17 protein-coding genes are annotated in these 17659 nt (G+C 60.0%); 12 read left to right on the top strand and 5 right to left on the bottom strand.

From position 1 onward, the window contains the following. Window positions 1-15: 15 nt before the first annotated feature. From M2401_RS06645 to M2401_RS06615, 7 genes are all read left to right on the top strand, one after another. A complete protein-coding gene (locus tag M2401_RS06645; RefSeq protein WP_259100898.1) occupies window positions 16-987 on the top strand; it encodes a phosphate ABC transporter substrate-binding protein PstS family protein in 972 nt (323 codons plus the stop codon). Window positions 988-1422: 435 nt separating this feature from the next. Continuing rightward, window positions 1423-3456 (top strand): ABC transporter permease subunit, encoded by a 2034-nt coding sequence (locus tag M2401_RS06640; protein ID WP_409033892.1) that lies wholly within the window; start codon window positions 1423-1425, stop codon window positions 3454-3456. A gap of 69 nt (window positions 3457-3525) precedes the next feature. Next, window positions 3526-5142 carry a phosphate ABC transporter permease PstA gene (pstA, locus tag M2401_RS06635; RefSeq protein WP_259101665.1) on the top strand — a complete coding sequence of 539 codons (1617 nt, stop codon included), beginning with the start codon at window positions 3526-3528 and terminating at the stop codon, window positions 5140-5142. Between the two features lie 59 nt (window positions 5143-5201). Further along, window positions 5202-6035 (top strand): phosphate ABC transporter ATP-binding protein PstB, encoded by an 834-nt coding sequence (gene pstB, locus M2401_RS06630; RefSeq protein ID WP_259100896.1) that lies wholly within the window; start codon window positions 5202-5204, stop codon window positions 6033-6035. Window positions 6036-6105: 70 nt separating this feature from the next. Further along, window positions 6106-6870, top strand: coding sequence for a phosphate signaling complex protein PhoU (gene phoU / locus M2401_RS06625; RefSeq protein WP_259100895.1), 765 nt, complete (start codon window positions 6106-6108; stop codon window positions 6868-6870). A 210-nt stretch (window positions 6871-7080) separates the two neighbouring features. Further along, entirely contained in the window at window positions 7081-7968 is an 888-nt protein-coding gene (locus M2401_RS06620) for a response regulator (RefSeq protein WP_259100894.1), read from the top strand. Between the two features lie 248 nt (window positions 7969-8216). After that, complete coding sequence (locus tag M2401_RS06615; protein ID WP_259100893.1) at window positions 8217-9113, top strand: M23 family metallopeptidase; 897 nt, start codon at window positions 8217-8219, stop codon at window positions 9111-9113. A 140-nt stretch (window positions 9114-9253) separates the two neighbouring features. Here M2401_RS06615 and M2401_RS06610 read toward each other — a convergent pair whose 3' ends face one another. The 3 genes from M2401_RS06610 to phoB all read right to left on the bottom strand — a co-directional run bounded on the left by M2401_RS06610 (window position 9254) and on the right by phoB (window position 12770). Next, the gene (locus tag M2401_RS06610; RefSeq protein WP_259100892.1) at window positions 9254-10594 is read right to left on the bottom strand and encodes a hemolysin family protein; all 1341 of its coding nucleotides are present in this window, start codon (window positions 10592-10594) and stop codon (window positions 9254-9256) included. Between the two features lie 121 nt (window positions 10595-10715). Then, entirely contained in the window at window positions 10716-11981 is a 1266-nt protein-coding gene (phoR, locus tag M2401_RS06605) for a phosphate regulon sensor histidine kinase PhoR (protein WP_259101663.1), read from the bottom strand. Window positions 11982-12080: 99 nt separating this feature from the next. Beyond that, entirely contained in the window at window positions 12081-12770 is a 690-nt protein-coding gene (gene phoB / locus M2401_RS06600) for a phosphate regulon transcriptional regulator PhoB (protein ID WP_259100891.1), read from the bottom strand. A 159-nt stretch (window positions 12771-12929) separates the two neighbouring features. On the opposite strand from phoB, the gene M2401_RS06595 reads away from it, so the two are divergent. Continuing rightward, window positions 12930-13310: a hypothetical protein gene (locus M2401_RS06595; RefSeq protein ID WP_259100890.1), complete on the top strand. Its 381-nt coding sequence runs from the start codon at window positions 12930-12932 to the stop codon at window positions 13308-13310. 33 nt (window positions 13311-13343) lie between these two features. On the opposite strand, the gene ubiA is transcribed toward M2401_RS06595, so the two are convergent. Both ubiA and M2401_RS06585 read right to left on the bottom strand, forming a co-directional pair. Then, a complete protein-coding gene (ubiA, locus tag M2401_RS06590) occupies window positions 13344-14234 on the bottom strand; it encodes a 4-hydroxybenzoate octaprenyltransferase (protein WP_259100889.1) in 891 nt (296 codons plus the stop codon). Next, window positions 14234-14791, bottom strand: a complete 558-nt coding sequence (locus tag M2401_RS06585) for a chorismate lyase (protein WP_259100888.1) — start codon at window positions 14789-14791, stop codon at window positions 14234-14236. Before M2401_RS06585 ends, ubiA begins: the two co-directional genes overlap by 1 nt. Before the next feature lie 179 nt (window positions 14792-14970). Between M2401_RS06585 and M2401_RS06580 the strand changes: the two genes are divergently transcribed. The 4 genes from M2401_RS06580 (at window position 14971) to M2401_RS06565 (ending at window position 17465) form a co-directional block, all read left to right on the top strand. Further along, window positions 14971-15138 carry a rubredoxin gene (locus M2401_RS06580; protein WP_081564703.1) on the top strand — a complete coding sequence of 56 codons (168 nt, stop codon included), beginning with the start codon at window positions 14971-14973 and terminating at the stop codon, window positions 15136-15138. A gap of 26 nt (window positions 15139-15164) precedes the next feature. Then, a complete protein-coding gene (locus M2401_RS06575; RefSeq protein ID WP_259100886.1) occupies window positions 15165-16313 on the top strand; it encodes an NAD(P)/FAD-dependent oxidoreductase in 1149 nt (382 codons plus the stop codon). 188 nt (window positions 16314-16501) lie between these two features. Further along, entirely contained in the window at window positions 16502-16777 is a 276-nt protein-coding gene (locus M2401_RS06570; RefSeq protein WP_003213368.1) for an HU family DNA-binding protein, read from the top strand. Between the two features lie 247 nt (window positions 16778-17024). Beyond that, window positions 17025-17465, top strand: coding sequence for a hypothetical protein (locus tag M2401_RS06565; protein ID WP_259100876.1), 441 nt, complete (start codon window positions 17025-17027; stop codon window positions 17463-17465). The last annotated feature ends 194 nt before the right edge of the window (window positions 17466-17659 follow it).

Here is a 17659-nt window from a genome sequence, read left to right as displayed (position 1 = left end):
TGCCAGGAGATTGGCATGACACTCAAGAGTTTGATAACCGCACTGGCTTTCAGCATTGCCGGGGTTATCGCCACCAACGCAGTCGCTGCTGTCGACCCTGCCATTGCGTCCTACGTGAAAACGCCGGGTGTCTCGGGCAACCTGTCCAGCGTTGGTTCGGATACGCTCGCCAATCTCATGACCCTGTGGGCCGAGGCCTATAAAAAGGAATACCCGAGCGTCAACATTCAGATTCAGGCGGCCGGTTCTTCTACTGCGCCCCCGGCACTGACCGAAGGCACTGCCAACCTCGGCCCGATGAGCCGCAAGATGAAAGACGGCGAGCTGTCGGCATTCGAGCAGAAGCACGGGTACAAACCGACGGCGATTCCGGTGGCGGTTGATGCCCTGGCGATCTTCGTGCACAAGGACAACCCCATCAAGGGCCTGACCATGCGCCAGGTCGACGCGATCTTTTCCGCGACCCGTCTGTGCGGTGCCAGGAACGAGGTCAAGACCTGGGGCGATCTGGGTGTGACCGGCGCCTTGGCGATCAAACCGGTGCAGCTGTTCGGGCGCAATTCGGTATCGGGCACCTACGGTTATTTCAAGGAAGAAGCGCTGTGCAAGGGTGACTTCAAAGCCAATGTCAATGAACAGCCAGGATCGGCCTCGGTGGTGAGCTCCATCAGCAGTTCGCTCAACGGTATCGGTTATTCCGGCATCGGTTACAAGACCTCCAGCGTGCGCACGGTGCCTCTGGCCCGGCAGGAAGGCGGGGAGTTTATCGAGGACAACGAGGTCAACGCGCTCAATGGCAGCTATCCACTGGCGCGTTTCCTTTATCTCTACGTGAACAAGGCGCCGAACAAGCCCCTGGCGCCACTGGAAGCGGAGTTCGTCAAACTGGTGTTGTCGCGCCAGGGTCAGGAAGTGGTGACCAAAGACGGTTATATTCCGCTACCAGCCAAGGTTGTCAGCAAGGCGCTGGCTGATCTGGGGTTGTAGAACGCGCTGCGATGTCGCAGCAAACACATTATCTGTGGGAGCGCGGCTTGCCCGCGAAATTGGCAGCGCATAGTGTCAGGCATATCGCGTCGAGCCATTCGCGGGCAAGCCTCGCTCCCACCGAAGCCTTTGATGTCATCAACCAGTAATGTTTTTGTAACAAGGGATCTCTAGGGTGTGCGGATGAATGAGCTGGCCAACTCCACAATGACTCAGGATTCGTCACCGCAGCGCATCGACTTCAATACCCCGGAGCTAAAACGCAAGCGTCGTGTTCGTGCCTTGAAAGATCGCCTGACCCGTTGGTATGTCGCCATCGGTGGCCTTGCTGTGCTCGCCGCAATTACTCTGATTTTCTTCTATCTGGCCTACGTGGTGGCACCGCTGTTCCAGGGCGCCAGGCTCAGCAGCGCCAACGAACTCACCCCCGGTTGGCTGCAGGACAGTGGCAAACCGCTGATGCTCTCCCTTGAGGAGCAGAATCAGGTTGGCATGCGCATCTCCGACAAGGGCGAGGCGATTTTCTTCAATCTGGACGATGGTGCGCTGCTCAAACGCGTCAGCCTGCCGCTGCCCGCAGGCACCTACGTCAGCTCCATCGCCCAGGATCAGCCCGGCTCGCCGCTGGTCGCGCTGGGTTTGTCCAATGGCCAGGTGCTGGTGCTCAAGCACACCTATCCGATTTCCTACCCGGACAACAAGAAAACCATCACGCCGACCATCGCCTGGCCCTATGGCCTTGCGCCTTTGGTGCTGGATGACGAAGGTCGGCCCGTGGAGCACATCAGTCTCAACGCGGGAGTGAATTCCTTGCTGTTGGCGGGCACCACCGGTTCGCAGCTGCATGTGCTGGCGCTGGAACAGAAAGAAAACCTGCTGACCGGTGATACGGCGGTCCAGCAGGTCAGCATCGACTTGCCGCAAGTCTCGGCCATCGTCAAAGCTGTCTATATCGACCCGCGTCAGCAATGGCTCTACGTGATCAATGGTCGTGCCCAGGCCGATGTCTTCAATCTGCGCGACCGCACTCTCAATGGCCGTTACAAGCTGGTCGAGGATGCCAATACGGAAATCACCGCCAGTGCTCAACTGGTCGGCGGCGTTTCGTTGCTGCTGGGTAACTCCCGGGGTGGCCTGGCCCAGTGGTTCATGGCCCGCGATACCGACGGCGAACAGCGCCTGATGCATATCCGTGACTTCCAGCTGGGTACCACGCCCATCGCGCAGATTACCGCCGAGCAGCGACGCAAGGGCTTTATTGCTCTGGATGTCAGCGGTGCGCTCGGTGTGTTCCACAGTACCGCCCACCGCACCCTGCTGACCGAGCAGGTGGCGAACGGTGCTGGCGTGCTGGCCATGTCGCCGCGTGCCGACCGGGTTGTCCTCGAAGCTGCAGGCAAGTTGCAGCCGATGACGTTGAAGAATCCGCACCCGGAAGTGTCCTGGAGCGCGCTGTGGGGCAAGGTCTGGTACGAAAACTACGACTCGCCGCAGTACGTCTGGCAGTCGACGGCTTCCAACAGTGATTTCGAACCCAAGCTGAGCCTGGCGCCCCTGACTTACGGCACGTTGAAAGCTGCGTTCTACGCCATGTTCCTCGCCGCGCCCCTGGCGATTGCCGCTGCGATTTACACCGCCTACTTCATGGCGCCCGGCATGCGCCGCAAGGTCAAGCCGGTGATCGAGCTGATGGAAGCCATGCCTACGGTCATCCTTGGCTTCTTTGCCGGGCTGTTCCTGGCGCCTTACCTGGAAGCGCACCTGCCGGGTGTCTTCAGCCTGCTGTTGTTTACGCCGCTGGGCATTCTGCTGGCGGGCTTTGCCTGGAGCCGCCTGCCGGACTCCATTCGCCTGCGAGTGCCTGATGGCTGGGAGAGCGCGATTCTGATTCCAGTGGTGCTGCTGGTGGGCTGGGTGTCACTGGGCATGAGCTCGCATCTGGAGAACTGGTTCTTCGGCGGCGACATGCGTCAGTGGATCACCGATGACCTGCGCATCACCTACGACCAGCGCAACGCCCTGGTAGTGGGCCTGGCCATGGGCTTTGCGGTAATCCCGAATATCTATTCCATTGCCGAAGACGCCATTTTCAGTGTGCCGCGCGGCCTGACACTGGGCTCCCTGGCTCTGGGTGCCACACCGTGGCAGACCCTGACCCGGGTGGTGATCCTCACCGCCAGCCCTGGCATCTTCTCGGCGCTGATGATCGGCATGGGCCGTGCCGTCGGCGAAACCATGATCGTGCTCATGGCTACGGGCAATACGCCGATCATGGATATGAACCTGTTCGAAGGCATGCGTACCCTGGCCGCCAACGTCGCCGTGGAAATGCCGGAATCGGAAGTGGGTGGCAGCCACTATCGCGTGCTGTTCCTCGCCGCGTTGGTGTTGCTGGTCTTCACCTTTGTGATGAACACCCTGGCAGAGCTGATTCGTCAGCGCCTGCGCAAAAAATACTCGTCTCTCTAAGGAAGCTAAGCGTCAGTGAAACAGGACTCCCTCAAGAGCTGGATCAAAAGCGGCGCCCCTGGCGTGTGGATGAGTGCGGGCGCTGTTTCCATCGCCGTGATCATGACCCTGGGCCTGCTGCTGATCATTGCCGTGCGCGGCCTGGGGCACTTCTGGCCGGCTGATCTGCTGTCTGCGCAATACACGGTGCCGGGCCTGCAGGCGCAGCCGGTGATCGGCGAAGTGGTGCAGCAGGAACTGGTGCCGCGGGCGCGGCTCAAGGCGGCGGGCATGCCGGTGTCCGAGCAGGGCCCGGAGTTGATGACCCGTGAGCTACTGAAGGTCGGCAATCGCGACAGCAATCCCAGCGACTTCACCTGGGCGGTGGGCGAGTGGCTGAGCGATCAGCAACATCCTGCCGAGTTGATGACCCTTGAGCGCCGCGAGTGGGGCAACTTCTACGGCTATCTGGTGAATATCAAGGAAGGTGGCAAAGTCATCGCCGAAGGGCAGGCCGCATGGCCGATCCTGCAAGAGCGGATCAAGCGCGTGGCTGATCTGGCCGAGCAGTTGAACAAGCTGGAAAAGAAAGACATAGGTGCCATCAACCACAGCATCGAACAGCTGCGTCTTGAGCGGCGCAAACTGGAGTTGAAAGGTACGCTCGACGCCGCCGCACAGGCGGACCTGGACGCCGAGCGTGGCGAGCTGGATGCCCGCTACAAAGTCATCGAGGCGCAACTGGGCGGCCTGCATGAAGCGGTCAACCGCGACAGCCTGACCGCCCGTGAAGCCGATGGCCGGGAAGTCGAGATCAATCTGGGCAAGGTGGTGCACGCTTATCAGCCCAATGCCATGGGCACGGCGGCCAAGACGGGTTTCTACTTCAGCAAGCTGTGGGAATTCCTCAGTGAAGACCCCCGTGAGGCCAACACCGAAGGCGGCATCTTCCCGGCGATTTTCGGCACGGTGATGATGACGCTGATCATGGCGATCATCGTCACGCCATTTGGTGTACTGGCCGCGATCTACCTGCGTGAGTACGCCCGGCAAGGCCCGGTGACCCGCTTGATCCGCATTGCCGTGAACAACTTGGCCGGGGTTCCGGCCATTGTCTACGGCGTGTTCGGCCTGGGGTTTTTCGTCTATGTGCTGGGCGGCTCGATTGACCGGTTGTTCTTTGCCGAGTCCTTGCCCGCGCCGACTTTCGGTACGCCGGGCCTCTTATGGGCCTCGCTGACTTTGGCGCTGCTCGCCGTGCCGGTGGTCATCGTTGCCACTGAGGAAGGCCTGGCGCGTATCCCCCTGACCATCCGCGAAGGTTCGCTGGCCCTGGGCGCCACCAAGGCCGAAACGCTGTGGAAGATCGTCCTGCCCATGGCTACCCCGGCGATGATGACGGGGCTGATCCTCGCCGTGGCCCGCGCTGCCGGTGAAGTGGCGCCGCTGATGCTGGTGGGGGTGGTTAAGCTGGCGCCATCGCTGCCGGTGGATGGCAACTACCCTTATCTGCATCTGGATCAGAAGATCATGCACCTGGGGTTCCATATTTATGACGTCGGCTTCCAGAGTCCCAACGTCGAAGCCGCACGGCCGCTGGTGTACGCCACCGCGCTGTTGCTGGTGCTGGTGATTGCCCTGCTTAACCTGTCGGCCGTAGCGATCCGCAATCATTTGCGTGAGAAGTACAAGGCGCTGGACAGCTGATCGTAGTGGCCGCGGCTGCGCGGTCAAACCCAATGAAGGTTTGGCAGAGGGAGGACTCGATGCCGCAAGACACTCACACCCCAGGCATCAATATGTCGGCCCTGGGGCGCCACAAGGCAGAGCTGGGCATGGCCGAGGAAACCATCGCCATTGAAGTGCCCGGCCTGAACCTGTTCTACGGTGGCAAGCAGGCATTGTTCGATATCGGCCTGAATATTCCCAAGCAGCGGGTGACGTCGTTCATCGGCCCGTCCGGCTGTGGCAAATCTACTCTGCTGCGCACCTTCAATCGTATGAACGATCTGGTCGACGGCTGCCGCGTAGAGGGTGCCATCAACCTCTACGGCCACAATATCTATCGCAAGGGCGAGGACGTCGCTGAATTGCGGCGTCGCGTCGGCATGGTGTTCCAGAAGCCCAACCCGTTCCCCAAGACCATCTACGAAAACGTGGTCTACGGCTTGCGCATCCAGGGCATCAACAAAAAGCGCGTACTCGATGAGGCTGTCGAGTGGGCTTTGAAGGGCGCGGCCTTGTGGGAGGAGGTCAAGGACCGCCTGCACGAGTCGGCGCTGGGTTTGTCCGGTGGCCAGCAGCAGCGTCTGGTGATCGCCCGGACTATCGCCGTGGAGCCGGAAGTCCTGCTGCTCGACGAACCCTGTTCGGCTCTTGATCCGATTTCGACGCTAAAAGTCGAAGAGCTGATCTACGAACTGAAATCCAAATACACCATTGTGATCGTTACCCACAACATGCAGCAGGCGGCACGGGTCTCTGATTACACAGCTTTCATGTACATGGGCAAGTTGGTCGAGTTCGGTGACACGGATACGTTGTTCACCAACCCGGCGAAAAAACAGACTGAAGACTACATTACCGGTCGTTACGGCTAGGACGTGCTTCGTCAGCCCTGAACCACCGCGGCGTTTTCGCACTTAACCGGACGTTCCAAGGACACCGAGCATGATCCATAAAGACAGCCATACCCATCACATCTCTCAACAATTCAACGCCGAGCTCGAAGACGTTCGCAGCCATCTGCTCGAAATGGGTGGTTTGGTCGAGAAGCAGGTCAACGATGCCGTGACGGCGTTGATCGAAGCCGACTCGGGCCTGGCCCAGCGGGTTCGTGAAGTCGACGACCGCATCAACCAGATGGAGCGCAACATCGACGAAGAGTGCCTGCGCATTCTCGCCCGCCGTCAGCCTGCGGCTTCGGACCTGCGTTTGATCATCAGCATTTCCAAGTCGGTGATCGACCTGGAGCGCATCGGTGACGAGTCCACCAAGATCGCCCGTCGTGCCATCCAGCTGTGCGAAGAAGGCGAGTCGCCGCGTGGTTACGTGGAAGTGCGTCATATCGGCGATCAGGTGCGCAACATGGTTCGTGATGCGCTGGACTCGTTCGCCCGCTTTGACGCCGAGCTGGCGCTGTCGGTCGCTCAGTACGACAAGGTCATCGACCGCGAGTACAAGACCGCCCTGCGTGAGCTGGCGACCTACATGATGGAAGATCCGCGTTCGATCTCCCGCGTACTCAACGTGATCTGGGTCCTGCGTTCGCTGGAGCGTATCGGCGACCACGCCCGCAACATCTCGGCGCTGGTCATCTACCTGGTACGCGGCACCGACGTGCGTCACCTGGGCCTCAAGCGCATGAAGGAAGAAGTGCACGGTATCAGCAGCGACGAAAGCGCTAATGTTCCGGGCGACGCTGACGATAAGTAATATTGCCTGCGGCCTTTTGCACAAAAAAGCCCAGCGCATTGCTGGGCTTTTTTCGTTATAAAGGTCCCCTAATTTCAGTCGCCGGGCATTTAAATGCGTCGGCGGCTCATTCAGTTTGGACGCTGGCTTTGCGCCAGCGTTATGCTTGCCGAATTAAAGGGCGTGCGTCGTATCAACCAAGTTGTGGTTAACACGCCCGCAGGAGCGTCGATGAGTAAAGTCAGTGTATTGATTGTGGATGACGCGACTTTCATTCGCGATCTGGTCAAAAAAGGTCTGCGTAATTATTTCCCCGGTATTCATACCGATGACGCCGTCAACGGCCGCAAGGCTCAGGTTCTGCTGACCCGCGAGGTCTACGACCTGATTCTGTGCGACTGGGAAATGCCGGAGATGTCCGGTATGGAGTTGTTGACCTGGTGCCGCCAGCAAGACAACCACCTCAAGACCGTACCCTTCATCATGGTCACCAGCCGTGGCGATAAAGAGAACGTGGTGCAGGCCATCCAGGCCGGCGTCAGCGATTTCGTGGGCAAACCGTTCACCAACGAACAACTGCTGACCAAGGTCAAGAAAGCCCTGGCCAAGGTCGGCAAGCTCGATGCCGTGATGAGCACCGCGCCGCAGCGCATGAGTTCGCCATTGAACGATTCGCTCAACGCCCTGACCGGTGGCAAGGCCGAAGTGCTCAAGCCGGCCGGTGGTGGCATTGCCAACCCGCCGCCGGTGCCAAGCCCTGAGGTCAAGACTGCCGCCCCTGCCGGACGTGGCCAGGGCCAGTTGCGCCTGCCAAGCGGCAATCAGCCGTGCATCATCAAGGCACTGACCCTCAAAGAGGCGTCGCTGTTGGTCAAGCGCAACGACAAGCTGCCGCAGATCCTCGAAAGCGCCGTGCTCGATCTGGAGCAGGGTGACAACGCCGAGATTGCCCGCCTGAACGGTTACTTGCATGGCATCGTTGCCTTCGAGCAGAAACCGGACAGCGACTGGCTGCAGATCACCTTCCGCTTTGTCGACCAGGATGCGCAGAAGCTCGACTACCTGTCGCGCCTGATCGCCCGTGGTACGGCGCAGAAGCACTTCGTGCCTGGGGCCTGATCGATTCTGTAGTGCGTTTGCAGGGTGTGGGAGCCGCCTTGGTGGCGATCGAGTGCGGAGCGCTCGCAATAGCAGCAGTGATTGATCCGCCGCAATCGCCAGCAAGCCGGCTCCCACAATTCGCCCTGCGGTGATCAGCTGACGCGGTTTCCTTGACGCTCCTTCTGTTGCCGATTGAAACCGCTGCATCCCAATCCTTACAGATCACTGGTAGGCTTGCCTCACTTCTCTTACAGGCCAGTCTCCCTATGCTCCAGCGCCTGACAACCCTCTGTGTTTTGCTGCTGACTGCGCAATCCGCTGCGGCGCTGACCATCTACAAGTTCACCGACGCCAATGGCGTGGTTTCCTTCACTGATCGTCCAACGCCCGGTTCTGCCGTGGTGGTGTTTCGCGATCGCATGGTCGAGCACTTCGAGCGTCAGGTGCATCTGGATGTAAAGAAGGCCAACGGCATCGACAGCCTGTACGTGCGCAACGATCTGTATGCGCCGGTTGAGGTCGAGCTGAAGCTGTCCGGCCTGCAGAACGTGCTGGGCGCCACCGAGGGCACCCTGCGTCGTGTCCTGCCTGCACGCAGCAACGAGCGGCTGATGGTGCTCAGCCCCAAGGTGCCGGGCAAGGCGATGAGCTACAAGTCCAACCTGACCTACGTGCCTGGCGACCCCCATGGCTCTTCCCTGGCCTATCGCTACCCGCTGCCCTGGGTGGGCGGCCCGTTCCGCCTGAGCCAGGGGCCTAATGGCCGCTACAGCCATTTTGGGGTCAAGAGTCGCTATGCCATGGATATCGCCATGCCCGAGGGCACGCCGATCATTGCCGCGCGGGGCGGGGTGGTGATGAAGATCGAGAATGGCCAGAGCGGGCGCGGCTCTGAACCGTCAGGCAATTTTGTGCGCATCCTGCATGACGACGGCACCATGGGTGTCTACCTGCACCTCAAGCAAGGCTCGGTGAAGGTCAAGGAGGGCGACCGTGTGGGCGTGGGCAGCGCCCTGGCGCTGTCAGGCAACACTGGCAACAGCAGCGGACCGCACCTGCACTTTGTCGTGCAGCGCAACACTGGCCTGGCGCTGGAATCGATTCCCTACGAATTCAACCAGCCGGTGCAGAGCCTGCCCAATTTTGCCGTGGGCGGGAATTGAACGGTTTGTGATCGCGCGGCAAACATTGCTCCTGTGGGAGCGCGGCTTGCCCGCGAAGGGGCCGGTACAGCCGATACAGACTCTTAGCCAAGAAGATCGCTTTCGCGGGCAAGCCTCGCTCCCACGGATCGCTCTGGCGATCAATCGATCTTAAGCACCTTGGCCAACACGATTTTCGGCCCTTTCATCTTCTTGATGATGATGCGCAGGCCTTCGACTTCCATGACTTCCTCTTCTTCCGGTACCCGCTTGAGGGTTTCGTAGATCAGGCCTGCCAGTGTCTCGGCTTCGACGTGGTCCAGATCGATGCCCAACAGGCGTTCGATCTTGAACAGCGGCGTGTCGCCACGTACCAGCAGCTTGCCCGGCTGATAGGCGAGGATGCCGCGTTCGGCCTTGCGGTGTTCGTCCTGAATGTCGCCGACCAGCACTTCCAGTACGTCTTCCATGGTCAGGTAGCCCACGACCTTGCCGTCGGCTTCTTCGACCACAGCAAAGTGCGCGGCGCCCTGGCGGAATTGCTCCAGCAGACGCGACAGCGGCATGTGCTTGGAGACGCGCTCCAGCGGGCGGATCAGCTCCAGCAGGTTGAACGACTCGGGGATGTGATCCAGCGCCGCCAGTTCCAGCAACAGATCCTTGATGTGCAGCAGGCCGATGAACTCGTTCTTTTGCGCGTCGTACACCGGGTAGCGGCTGTACTTGTGGCGACGGAACAAGGCGAGGATTTCCTTGAGCGGCGCGTTGCAGTCCAGGGTGATCAGGTCTTCGCGGGAGTTGGCCCAGTCGACCACTTCCAGCTCGCCCATTTCCACGGCCGAAGCCAGTACACGCATGCCCTGGTCGCTGGGGTCCTGGCCGCGGCTGGAGTGCAGGATCAGTTTCAGTTCTTCACGGCTGTAGCTGTGCTCGTGATGGGGGCCGGGTTCGCCCTGGCCAGCGATACGCAGGATGCCGTTGGCGCTGGCGTTGAGCAGGTAAATGGCCGGGTACATGGCCCAGTAGAACAGGTACAGCGGCACGGCCGTCCACAGGGACAGCAGTTCGGGTTTACGGATGGCCCAGGATTTCGGTGCCAGTTCGCCAACCACGATGTGCAGGTAGGAGATCACGAAGAAGGCAGTGAAGAACGACGCGCCTTTGATGATTTCCGGCGAAGTCACACCCACGGCGGCGAGCACGGGCTCAAGCAGGTGGGCGAAGGCCGGCTCACCGACCCAGCCAAGGCCGAGAGAGGCGAGGGTGATACCCAACTGGCAGGCCGACAGATAGGCGTCCAGCTGGCTGTGTACGGTGCGCAGGATGTGTCCGCGCCAGCCGTTTTTCTCGGCGATGGCTTCAACACGGGTAGAGCGCAGCTTAACCATGGCGAACTCTGCGGCAACGAAGAAACCGTTGAGCAGGACCAGGACAAGTGCAAAAAGAATCATGCCGAAGTCGGCGAAAATAGCGGCGATACTAAGACTAGGGGAAGGGTCCATGGTGGGGTTTTACAGGTTCCGTTTTGATCAAGGAGTCGAATGAGGCGCCCAAATTCCAGGGCACAAGTGGGCCAATGTAGCGGCTGAAAGCCAGCTTGCCTAGAGGCGCAAGGGTCGCGCTTTAAACGTTACTCAACTGAACAGCGGCGAAATGGCAGGTAAAAACGCTGCCTTTGCCCATTACGCTGCTGATCTCCAGCGTGCCGCGATGACGCAGCAGTACGTGCTTGACGATGGCCAGGCCAAGGCCGGTGCCACCGGTGTTCGAGGCGCGACTGGAGTCTACGCGGTAGAAGCGCTCGGTCAGGCGAGGCAGGTGCTTGGTCTCGATGCCGATCCCGGAATCCTTCACGCTCAGGTGCGCGCCCTTGGCGTCGGTCCACCAGCGGATATGGATCTTGCCTTCGGCCGGGGTGTATTTCACGGCGTTGAAGATCAGGTTGGAGAAGGCACTGCGCAGCTCGGTTTCACTGCCTTTGAGGCGTGCACTACCTTCGATATCCAGGTTGATTTGCTGATTCTTGTTGCCAGACAGGGCCTGGGCGTCGCTGGTAATGGTTTGCAACAAAGTGCTGACGACCACCGGCTGATTGTCCGATGGATAGTCGGTGGCCTCGAGTTTGGCCAGCAATAACAGGTCATTGAGCAGCGTCTGCATGCGTCCGCCCTGCTGATGCATCTGTTGCAGTGCCCGCACCCAGCGTGGATTGACCTCTTCGACATTGTCGAGCAGGGTTTCCAGGTAGCCGAAAATCACCGTCAGCGGCGTGCGCAGTTCGTGAGAAACGTTGGCGACGAAGTCTTTACGCATCTGTTCCAGCTGATGGATGCGCGTGACATCCCGAACCAGCATCAAGTGCTCGTTGTTGCCGTAGCGGGTGATGAGCATCTGGATGCGCATGCGGTCGTTGGTCGGCGACGGAATTTCCAGGGGTTCCTGATAGTTTTCCTGGGCGAAGTATTCCTTGAAGCGCGGGTGACGAACCAGGTTGGTCACCGGCTGGCCGCTGTCCTGGGGCGTCTTGAGGCCCATGAGGGTCTCGGCGGCGCGGTTCCACCACTCCAGGTTGCCTTCGCTATCGAGCATGATCACCGCGTCGCGCAGGGCGGCGGTGGATTCCTGTACACGGTCGATAACGGCTTGCAGACGCCCACGCACTCGTTGGTCACGGCGTTGCAAGTGATAGATGCTGTCGAAGACTTCGCCCCACAGGCCATAACCATCCGGAGGCGGCTCGTCGGCTTTGTGCTTGCTCAGCCAGGCATGAAGGCGCAGCAACTGCTTGAGGGTCCAGGCCAGATACAGACCGAGGCCGATGGCCAGGCTCCAGCCATAGTGGCCGCTGATCAGCCCGACCACGAGGCAGCCAGTGATCAGCAGCAACATATGGCGGATCAGGGTGCCATGCCAGTTCTGATTCAATTAGGAACGCATCCTTGTCCGGTGTCCGGCGAGCCGTACACGCTGTCTGTTCACGCGGGGCTGTCAGCTTTTTGTGGAAAAGCGATAGCCCGTGCCGCGAACGGTTTGTACCAGATTTTCGTAGGCGTCGCCGAGGGCTTTGCGCAGACGGCGGATGTGTACGTCCACGGTGCGCTCTTCGACGTAGACGTTGCCGCCCCAGACCTGATCCAGCAACTGGCCACGGGTATAGGCGCGTTCTTGGTGGGTCATGAAGAACTGCAACAGGCGGTATTCGGTGGGGCCCATTTCCGCAGGCTTGCCATCGATGGTCACGCGGTGGCTGATCGGGTCGAGCAGCAGGCCGCCAACTTCGATCGGAGATTCGCCATCAGTCGGCCCGGCACGGCGCAGTACGGCCTTGAGGCGGGCGACCAGTTCGCGAGGCGAGAACGGCTTGGTGATGTAGTCGTCGGCACCGACTTCCAGGCCCTGGATCTTGTTGTCCTCTTCGCCCTTGGCGGTGAGCATGATGATCGGGATGTCTCCGGTCAGCTCGTCACGCTTGAGACGACGGGCCAGCTCGATGCCAGAGGTGCCGGGCAGCATCCAGTCGAGCAGGATCAGGTCGGGTTTGCGGTCGACGATGATGGCATGTGCCTGCTGGGAGTTTTCGGCTTCCATGCAGTCATAGCCGGCCATTTCCAGCGCGACGGCGATCATTTCGCGGATGGGCGCTTCGTCGTCAACGATCAGGATGCTCCTGCCGGCCATGCTTGAACCTCTTGTCATTTAACTGTCTTGGGGCGCATTAGATAACGGAATTATTGCAGTCGTGTGACAACTTGCGAGGGTGCTGGCAGTTATAGCCGAGAACGGTCTAAGCTTGGTGGCTTGTCCTACAAGAAATTTCATAACAAGAGGATTCATCCGATGCTTAAGTTTTCTTCGACGCTGATAGGCCTGCTGGCCGCTGCCGCGTTGGCATCCTCGGGCCTGGCCTTCGCTGCCGAGCCTGCCATGACCAAGGACGGCGTGCTGGTGGACCACAAGGGCATGACCCTCTACACCTTCGACAAGGACACCTCTGCCGGCAAATCCGTGTGCAATGACGCCTGCGCTACCAACTGGCCGCCATTGACGGCCACGGCCGCCGACAAGGCTTCGGGCGACTGGACCATCATCAAGCGTGACGACGGTGCTTCGCAGTGGGTCTATAAAGGCAAGCCGCTGTACTTCTTCAAGAATGACAAGGCCGCTGGCGACAAGACCGGCGAAGGCAAGGGCGACGTCTGGCACACCGTCAAGCCGTAACCCTGTGGCTGGCCGTCAGTGCACTGCTGACGGTCAGCGCATCGCGTAATCCACGGCTATCCCGGCGAAAATCGCCAAACCCGCCCAATGGTTATGCAGGAACGCCTTAAAACAGGCGTCGCGGTCGCGCTTGTAGGTGGTCTGGTACTGCCAGACAAAGCACGCACCAGCGGCCAGCAGCCCCAGTTTGAAATACCCGCCCAGTTCGAAGCTCCAGCCCGCCAGCAACAGCAGCACCAATGCCAGCACCTGCAAGCCGAGGATGATCTGACGGTCATGGTTGCCGAAGGCGATGGCGGTGGATTTCACCCCGATGCGCCGGTCATCGTCACGGTCGACCATGGCGTAGTAGGTGTCATAGCCCACGGTCCACAACAGGTTGGCGACATACAGCAGCCATGCAGCAGCAGGCAGCGAACCGGTCTCGGCCGTGAAGGCCATTGGAATGCCCCAGGCGAAAGCAGCGCCCAGCACTACCTGTGGATAATTGGTGTAGCGCTTCATGAAGGGGTAGCAGGCCGCCAGGGCCACGCCACCGAACGACAGCCAGATGGTGGTCTTGTTGGTCAACAGCACCAACAGGAAGCTCAGGCCGACGAGAATGGCGAACAACACCAGAGCTTCCTTGGAGCGGATTTTGCCGCTGGCCAGTGGCCGTTGCTCGGTGCGTTTGACGTGGCCGTCCACCTTGCGGTCGGCGAAGTCGTTGATCACGCAGCCTGCCGCGCGCATCAGGAATACGCCCAGCACAAAGATCAGGAAATTGCCCAGGGACGGCGCGCCTTTACCGGCGATCCACAGCGCCCACAGGGTCGGCCACAGCAACAGGTAAATACCGATAGGCTTGTCGATGCGCGTCAGTTGCACGAAGTCCCAGGCCCTTGGGCTCAGGCGGTTGAGGGATTTGAGCAGGGTCAGGTACATCAGAAGGGCTCCGCATTCTTGATTGCACGTAACAGGTCCGGCAGGAAGATTTCCGCTACCAACACGCCGAGGCCGCCGCGACTGAAGCACGAGCGACGTCCCCACAGGCCTTCGGCGCGATCCTCAGCGGGCAGCCATTGCGCGGGGTAGCGACAGGCCTGGAGTTCGCCGCGATCGAAGGCCGGGTCGCTGAACAGCAACAGGCCCAGGGAGCGCGTACCCAGTTCACCCATGTTCAGGCCGCTGGCCAGCAGGGCATCCCGGGAGGCGACGCTGCGGGCGAACACCCAGTTCTGGCCGTGGCCATGCAAATGCACTTCACGCACCCAGCCTTCGGCGCCTGCGGGCAAGCTCAACGCCACGCATTCGTCATCACGCAGCAACTGCCAGCCTTCGAACAATACGGTGATGCTGAAGTGGTCGGCCGACAGGCGGCTAAGGCGGCGGGTCAGGGAATCCTGATGGAACAACCAGTGCAGGATCGCTGGCTCGCAGGTCGCGGGCATCTGGGCGCGGTCGAGCCAGTCAGGAGCAATGAGAGCGGAGGTGGGCTGCATTACGTTAGGCAATAGGGCTGATCATTGAGGCGGCGAGCTTATCAGGTCAGACCTGCCTATTGTGACAAACACACTTGCATCCGCGCGTGTCGGTCAGTACAAGACCCCTGAGCCTGGCGGCAATTGCAGCACCATCGACCGCCGGGACAACATACAGCCTGAACCGAGAGAATTGAGCGATGAAGAAGTGGCAGTGCATTGTCTGTGGCCTGATTTACAACGAAGCTGACGGCTGGCCGGATGACGGCATCGTCCCCGGTACGCGCTGGGAAGACGTCCCCGAAGACTGGCTGTGCCCGGACTGCGGCGTCGGCAAGATGGATTTCGAAATGATCGAAATCGCCTGATTTACTGAACAATTCTGGAGAGTTTCATGAGTGCACCTGTCGTCATCATCGGCACCGGCCTGGCGGGCTATAACCTGGCTCGCGAGTTTCGCAAGCTCGACAGCGAGACGCCGCTGTTGCTGATCACCGCCGACGATGGTCGCTCCTACTCCAAGCCGATGCTTTCGACGGGCTTCGGCAAAAACAAAGAGGCTGATGGCCTGACTATGGCCGAACCGGGCGCCATGGCCGACCAGCTCAAGGCCGAGATCCGCACGCACACGCGTATCAGCGGTATCGATCCGGGCCACCAGCGCCTGTGGATCGGTGAAGAAGCGATCTACTACCGCGATCTGGTGCTGGCCTGGGGCGCCGAGACGGTGCGGGTGCCGGTGGAAGGCGACGCCCCTGAGGCGATCTTCCCGATCAATGATTTGGAAGACTACGCACGCTTTCGCGCTGCAGCGGCGGGTAAAAAGCGTGTACTGATCCTCGGTGCGGGCCTGATTGGCTGTGAATTCGCCAATGACCTGATCCTTGGCGGTTACGAGGTCGAGCTGGTGGCGCCGTGCGAGCAAGTCATGCCGACCCTGCTGCATCCGGCGGCTGCCGCTGCGGTGAAGGCCGGGCTTGAAGGCTTGGGTGCACGTTTCCATCTCGGCCCGGTGTTGACGCGCCTGTTGCGCAACGGCGAGGGCCTGGAAGCACACTTGTCTGATGGCCAGGTGATTGCCTGCGATGTCGTGGTATCGGCCATTGGCCTGCGCCCACGGGTCGATCTGGCTGCGGCTGCGGGCCTGCAGACCGGTCGCGGGGTGATTGTCGACCGGGAGCTGAAAACCACCCACGCGCACATCTACGCCCTGGGCGACTGTGCCGAAGTCGATGGCTTGAACCTGCTGTACGTGATGCCTCTGATGAGCAGTGCCCGGGCGCTGGCGCAGACGTTGGCCGGTACGCCGACGGCGGTCAAATACGGGCCGATGCCGATCACCGTGAAGACCCCGGTCTGTCCGTTGGTGGTATCGCCGCCGCCCCGTGGGACTGAGGGCGTGTGGAGCGTCGAGGGAGAGGGCGCCGATATCAAGGCTCTTTGCCACGATGCCGGTGGCAATCTGCTCGGTTACGCCCTGACCGGTGCGGCTGTCATGGAAAAGCTGGCCCTGAACAAGAGCCTGCCGCCCTTGCTGGCGTGAATACGGGTCATTCTGTCGGATAAGTCGCGTTTTTGTTCTCACAAACACGCGGCACGCACTGGCGCGGGCCTTTGCGGCATGCCATCCTCATCCCCGTCTGCCGCAACGTAGAGCTGTTGCGGCACATTAGTCGCTGCTCGCGACGAGCAGTACGACCATAACAACAAAAAACCGTAAAGAGGCTTCATATGCGTAAACCAGAACTCGCAGCTGCAATCGCTGAAAAGGCGGACCTCACTAAAGAACAAGCCAATCGCGTCCTCAATGCCGTTCTCGAAGAGATCACCGGCGCATTGCATCGCAAAGACAGCGTTACGCTGGTCGGCTTCGGTACTTTCCTGCAACGTCATCGCGGTGCCCGCACCGGCAAAAACCCGCAAACGGGTGAGCCAGTGAAGATCAAGGCAAGCAACACCGTGGCATTCAAGCCAGGCAAGTCACTCAAAGACAGCGTTAACCCGTAACACCGTTGCCGGACGCCTTGCGGAGGGCGGATGGCCAACAACGACGGGCACACCAACAAGGTTGGGTGCCCGTTTTTTTATGCCTGGGGAAATGTTGTTAGCGTTTGCAGATAGTTGGGAAATTTCATACAGAACAATAAGAAAATACCCGCGCCAAGTAGGACCTTTCCTAACGAATTACTTGGTCGATTTCCTTAGAGTGCCGTCGCTGTTTTACCCCAGTGAACTTGAACTCTAGGAATGACCAATGAAAAAACTATGGATGTCTGCTGCCCTTATCGCCTTGATTGCGAGCACCACCGGCTGCGTCAGCTACAACGTAAGCCAGCCGACCGCACCACTGGAAGGCGTCGTCAAAAGCGATTTGAAAGCGGATGTGAAGGTCGGTGAGGCCATCTCCGGGCAGTCGTCTACCAATATCCTGTTCAACTTCCTGACCTTTGGTGGTGATAACCAGTTCGCTGACGGCGTTGCCTACAGCGGTGGCGCAACGGGCGGTCTTGGTGCTTTTTTGCCTGATCCGATTTCCACCACCAAGGCCGCAGCGGCTTACAAGGCGGTCAAGTCCTCCGGCGCTGATCTGATCGTGGCGCCGCGTTATGAAGTGACCGTTGACAACTATTTCATCTTCAAGAAAGTCGACGTCAAAGTTACCGGTAACAAAGGCAGCATTACCAGCATTCGCTGATAATGGTTTGGGCACCGCCTCTTATTGAGGCGGTGTTTTCTCGGGCCGCCTGCCTCAATGAGCAGGTTTGAATACAACCTCGCATCTTCCTCACTGTCTTGCAGCACTATCATCAACACGTACTGCTTACCCTCCTTGAACCGCCACCTGAATGGATTCCCGACAGTCGATTCATGGTGGATCCGGTTTCGCCA

This window comes from Pseudomonas sp. JUb42 (genome assembly GCF_024807945.1).
Classification (GTDB): domain Bacteria; phylum Pseudomonadota; class Gammaproteobacteria; order Pseudomonadales; family Pseudomonadaceae; genus Aquipseudomonas.
Note: the sequence above shows the minus strand (reverse complement) of the source record. Positions and strands in the feature narration are given on the sequence as shown.

Excerpts from the sequence above, each read along its gene's own strand:
- M2401_RS06645 (WP_259100898.1), top strand. The coding sequence starts at position 16 with ATGACACTCAAGAGTTTGATAACCGCACTGGCTTTCAGCATTGCCGGG.
- pstA (WP_259101665.1), top strand. The coding sequence starts at position 3,526 with ATGAGTGCGGGCGCTGTTTCCATCGCCGTGATCATGACCCTGGGCCTG.
- pstB (WP_259100896.1), top strand. The coding sequence starts at position 5,202 with ATGCCGCAAGACACTCACACCCCAGGCATCAATATGTCGGCCCTGGGG.
- phoU (WP_259100895.1), top strand. The coding sequence starts at position 6,106 with ATGATCCATAAAGACAGCCATACCCATCACATCTCTCAACAATTCAAC.
- M2401_RS06620 (WP_259100894.1), top strand. The coding sequence starts at position 7,081 with ATGAGTAAAGTCAGTGTATTGATTGTGGATGACGCGACTTTCATTCGC.
- M2401_RS06615 (WP_259100893.1), top strand. The coding sequence starts at position 8,217 with ATGCTCCAGCGCCTGACAACCCTCTGTGTTTTGCTGCTGACTGCGCAA.
- M2401_RS06610 (WP_259100892.1), bottom strand. The coding sequence starts at position 10,594 with ATGGACCCTTCCCCTAGTCTTAGTATCGCCGCTATTTTCGCCGACTTC.
- phoR (WP_259101663.1), bottom strand. The coding sequence starts at position 11,981 with ATGTTGCTGCTGATCACTGGCTGCCTCGTGGTCGGGCTGATCAGCGGC.
- phoB (WP_259100891.1), bottom strand. The coding sequence starts at position 12,770 with ATGGCCGGCAGGAGCATCCTGATCGTTGACGACGAAGCGCCCATCCGC.
- M2401_RS06595 (WP_259100890.1), top strand. The coding sequence starts at position 12,930 with ATGCTTAAGTTTTCTTCGACGCTGATAGGCCTGCTGGCCGCTGCCGCG.
- ubiA (WP_259100889.1), bottom strand. The coding sequence starts at position 14,234 with ATGTACCTGACCCTGCTCAAATCCCTCAACCGCCTGAGCCCAAGGGCC.
- M2401_RS06585 (WP_259100888.1), bottom strand. The coding sequence starts at position 14,791 with ATGCAGCCCACCTCCGCTCTCATTGCTCCTGACTGGCTCGACCGCGCC.
- M2401_RS06580 (WP_081564703.1), top strand. The coding sequence starts at position 14,971 with ATGAAGAAGTGGCAGTGCATTGTCTGTGGCCTGATTTACAACGAAGCT.
- M2401_RS06575 (WP_259100886.1), top strand. The coding sequence starts at position 15,165 with ATGAGTGCACCTGTCGTCATCATCGGCACCGGCCTGGCGGGCTATAAC.
- M2401_RS06570 (WP_003213368.1), top strand. The coding sequence starts at position 16,502 with ATGCGTAAACCAGAACTCGCAGCTGCAATCGCTGAAAAGGCGGACCTC.
- M2401_RS06565 (WP_259100876.1), top strand. The coding sequence starts at position 17,025 with ATGAAAAAACTATGGATGTCTGCTGCCCTTATCGCCTTGATTGCGAGC.